Below are 3,859 nucleotides of genomic sequence, written 5' to 3' on the forward strand. Positions count from 1 at the left end.
GGGACCTGGCCGTGATCAGACCATCGTGCGCCACGACGTGATGGATCGCTAAGTTTCTCTTAGGCGCGCAGCATCTTTTTCGCTGAAAGCTGTACTATCATCTGGATAATTGCCTGCGTTTTTAAGGAGGCGGTGAATATAACCGCCATTCCTGTTAAGGTTTTCTTGATATGTGATATGTACACAGCGAAAGGTTGAGAACCGTGATTCCCTCCACCCCACGTCGTCGCCGGAGAAGAACTGTGGCAACGGCCGCACTTGCCTTTTCTTTGGTTTTTAGTGCAGGGACCGTAGTCCCGGATTCCCCACTAGGCGGCAGCCTCCCCGCCGCGCAGGCGCAGACGCGATCAGCTGGCACCTCCCATGCTGGCGCCATTCAGGCAGACTTGATTGCGGAGACCCCTGAGATCGCTTCAGAGTTTGACTTAAGCGCAGACGAATTTAAGAACATGGTCTCTGGCACCGCCCGCCAGAGCGACCAGATCAACGTAGCTGTCCCAGAGGGCACCCCGATCTACCTGCGTTACCAGAAGACCAATGGCTCCTGGTCCGAGTACTACGTCACGAAAACGCACAGCCGACTGGGCCAGCAGGGTGTGTACGCGTTTGATATGTCCAAGACTGACTTCGACGTGAGCAAGCACTCCGTTGAGCTCTCCCTGGGCCAGGGCAGTAAAACCGAGATCCTCGAGACCTCGATGAAGTACGGCGCGTTCGAGATGAACCACCGAACCAACTCCATCTCGCGCGTAGGCATCAAAGCGTCCAAGACGGGCGAGAGTGCTCACGGACGGGACGCGGGAATCCGCATTGCGCCCCCTAATCTTCAAGAAGCACGCACCGTGGCCGTCAGCCAGACCTACACCGCGAAGCGGACCCACACGTACGTCCGCATGTGCAATTTCAGGGTTTCTCAACCTCAAGACGACGGCACCACCGACCACATCGAGGTCCCAGGCGTCGTCGAAACGCCTAAGGACGAGGAGCGGTGGGTCGGCGGCTACGAGGATGTGGCCGGCCCAGCAGGTGCGCCCATTTACGTAGACGCGCCGCTTTTCGACGATGCGACCACCGATGTCGTCGAAAAGAATGAAGCGCCACAGCGGACGAAGTTCAAAGAGGCTGGAAACACCCTCCCCGAGGGGTCGACCGTGAAGGTGGACCGGAAGACCGGTGCGATGGAGATCGTCACCGATCCAGAGACCGCGCCGGGCAATTACACCGTCGACGTCAAGTTCATCTTCACCGATGGCACTGAGCAGACCGAGACCGTTAATATCACCGTCAAGCCCGCCGATATGGATCTGGGCGAGGAGATTGCTGCGCTTATTGATTCCCGCCCGGACGATACCCCGCAGGTCGACAGGGAAAAGTGCGTGCAGAGCGTGGTCAACTACGGCCTGCCGTTGCTGGCACTGCTCCCGCTGGGCCTGGCAACCCAGATCAACATCCCCGGCCTGAAGACGCTGGTGGATGAGATCGATGCCTGGTTCATCGCCAACAACAACAAGCTGCAGATGGACCTCGGCATCTTCGACCGCGAGGCAGCCGATTATGCGCTGCGCTTCAACGCGAAGCTGCGCGAAGTGGCCCCCTACGCAGCTGATGCGGCGATCGGTGTCACGATGGTCGCGATGGGCGTACTCGCCGGCACCATGATCTACGATGCCTGCACCCCAGACGATCCACTGCAGGCCACCTCCTCACTGCAGGGCTCTTCAGGAAACACCTACGGGTCAGAAGGAATTCAGCGCAACGAGACTCCAGCTGGTCCCTCCTCGCAGGAGTAATCGTCGTTAAGCAACGCGAAACACACAGACGCCGCTTGAACCCGCGTACAACGGGGGCCGGGCGGCGTCATCGTTTATCTATGGGATAATGCGGGATATGCGCAATACACCACTTGGTACACCTATGACCGAGAACGCCACCAAGGTTCTGCTTCTGGGCAGCGGCGAGATCGGCAAGGAACTCACCCTGGCTTTCCAGAGGCTCGGCCTGGAGGTGCACGCCGTCGACCGCTATGAGCACGCGCCGGCGCACCAGTCGGCGCACTTCTCCTACCTCGCCGATGTCTGCGATCCGCACCAGGTGGACATGCTGATCGAGAAGATCCAGCCGGACTTCATCGTCCCGGAGATCGAAACCGTCGCGACCGAGGCGCTGCGCCGCGCAGAGGAAGACGGGCGCGCGGTGGTCGTGCCTTCCGCCAAGGCCTGCGAGCTGACGGTCTCGCGCGAGGGGATTCGCCGGGTAGCGGTAGAAGAGCTGGGCTTGCCGACGACCGCCTACCGCTTTGCGGCCAGCGTGGAAGAAGCGGAAGACGCAGCTGAGGAACTCGGGTTCCCGTGCATCGTGAAGCCGGCGATCTCCACCTCTGGGCAAGGACATACGCTGGTCCAGAGCCCAGATGAGATCGCGCGTGCCTGGCACGACGCATATGAGCCAGACTCCATCGACCCGCAAGTGGTGGTGGAACGCTTCGTCGACTTCGACTATGAGGTGACGATCCTCGCGGTACGCTCCATCGACCCCAACACCGGCGAACTAGCCACCTGGTTCTGCGAACCCATAGGTAGGCGATACTCCCACGGACGGCTCGTGGAATTCTGGCAGCCCGCGCCGATGAGCGAAGGTGCGATGGATAATGCGCGCTCCATGGCCGCGCGCATCACTAATGCGATGGGCGGGCGTGGTGTCTACGGTGTCGAGCTCTTTGTCGCGGGTGACGATGTCTACTTTTCGTCGGTAAGCCCGCGCCCGCACGACACCGGCTCCCTCACGACGGCCACCCAGCGCTTCTCCGAGTTTGATTTGCACGCGCGCGCCATCATGGGCCTGCCCATCGACGTGACTTTGATCTCGCCGGGGGCGGGAAGGTGCGTGCACGCACTGGAAGACACGGACACCGTGAGCTACCGGGGTGTCGCTGACGCGCTGGAGATCCCCGAGACGAATGTGCGCTTCTTCGGCAAGCCGACCGGCTACCGCGGCCGGCGCATGGGCATCGTGGTGTCCACCGCTGACACGATCGAGCAGGCCCGCGAAAGGGCGGAAGCAGCCGACCGCGCGATTACGGTCGGGCCTTGATTTCACTAAATTTCTATTCAGGAGGTGAGGAAGATGACGGTAGCAAACCGTGTACAAACAGCGATGAGTACCGCAAACATGAGCCAATCTGCGTTGGCGGAAGCCACCGAGATTAGTCAACCCTCTATCTCCCGGATCCTTCATGGGAGGAAGATCCCGAGTCTTGACGAATTAGGACAGATCGCGGAAGCAACGGGGCAGCCGATCTATTTTTTCTTAAAAGAAGAAGGTTTGCCTGAAGGCGTTCAGTGCGCGGCGCGACCCTCAAGGGGTTCAGGCATCAGCGATCTGGAGGAGAAACTTGCGGAGTACGTAGAACTTGACCGCATGCTCGCCTCGTATTTTATTTTGAAGCACCCTTGAGCACATATTGGGCGAGCTGCGCCGCCGTCATCCGCATTTTCTGATGCGGGGTGCCGGTATCGTCGTAAAGCTCGCCCTCAGGTACGAACCCAAACGCGCCATAAAAACCGGTTAGCTCCGCCTGGGCCTCCAAGGTGACGTCCTTGCCCGGCTCATCCTCAAAAGCGTAGGTCAGCGCGCTGCGCATCAGCTGTTGCGACAACCCGGTCCCGCGGAATTCAGGCTTGACGACGAGGCGCCCGAGCACCGTTGCATCGTCGGTAGGGAAAACGCGGGCGACCCCCATGAGCTCATTGTCGGTGCCACCGCGGCGCCACGCCAGGATGTGGCGGGTGTCCTGGAGCGCGTCGGTGTCATCGATCTCGGCGTACGGCGTCTGCTGCTCATGCACAAAGACGTCGACGCG

Annotated in this window: 4 protein-coding genes; 3 read left to right on the forward strand and 1 reads right to left on the reverse strand. The window is 60.4% G+C overall.

Going from position 1 to position 3,859, the window contains the following annotated elements; translation table 11 throughout:
* Positions 1–203: 203 nt before the first annotated feature.
* The 3 genes from ACHFGA_RS04540 (at position 204) to ACHFGA_RS04550 (ending at position 3,453) form a co-directional block, all read left to right on the forward strand.
* A complete protein-coding gene (locus ACHFGA_RS04540) occupies positions 204–1,790 on the forward strand; it encodes a YPDG domain-containing protein (protein WP_394281240.1) in 1,587 nt (528 codons plus the stop codon).
* Between the two features lie 97 nt (positions 1,791–1,887).
* On the forward strand, positions 1,888–3,090 hold the full coding sequence (purT, locus tag ACHFGA_RS04545) for a formate-dependent phosphoribosylglycinamide formyltransferase (protein ID WP_394281241.1): 1,203 nt from the start codon (positions 1,888–1,890) through the stop codon (positions 3,088–3,090).
* A gap of 33 nt (positions 3,091–3,123) precedes the next feature.
* Positions 3,124–3,453, forward strand: a complete 330-nt coding sequence (locus ACHFGA_RS04550; RefSeq protein WP_394281242.1) for a helix-turn-helix domain-containing protein — start codon at positions 3,124–3,126, stop codon at positions 3,451–3,453.
* On the opposite strand, the gene ACHFGA_RS04555 is transcribed toward ACHFGA_RS04550, so the two are convergent.
* Positions 3,434–3,859, reverse strand: a 426-nt coding sequence (locus tag ACHFGA_RS04555; protein WP_394281243.1) for a GNAT family N-acetyltransferase, incomplete at its 5' end; no start/stop codon positions are given. The two genes, ACHFGA_RS04550 and ACHFGA_RS04555, sit on opposite strands and share 20 nt — an antisense overlap.

The sequence above is a fragment of the Corynebacterium sp. genome (assembly GCF_043426755.1).
Taxonomy (GTDB): Bacteria; Actinomycetota; Actinomycetes; order Mycobacteriales; family Mycobacteriaceae; genus Corynebacterium.

Bases quoted from the DNA above. Each gene is read 5' to 3' on its own strand.
- purT (WP_394281241.1), top strand. From the start codon at position 1,888: ATGCGCAATACACCACTTGGTACACCTATGACCGAGAACGCCACCAAG.
- ACHFGA_RS04550 (WP_394281242.1), top strand. From the start codon at position 3,124: ATGACGGTAGCAAACCGTGTACAAACAGCGATGAGTACCGCAAACATG.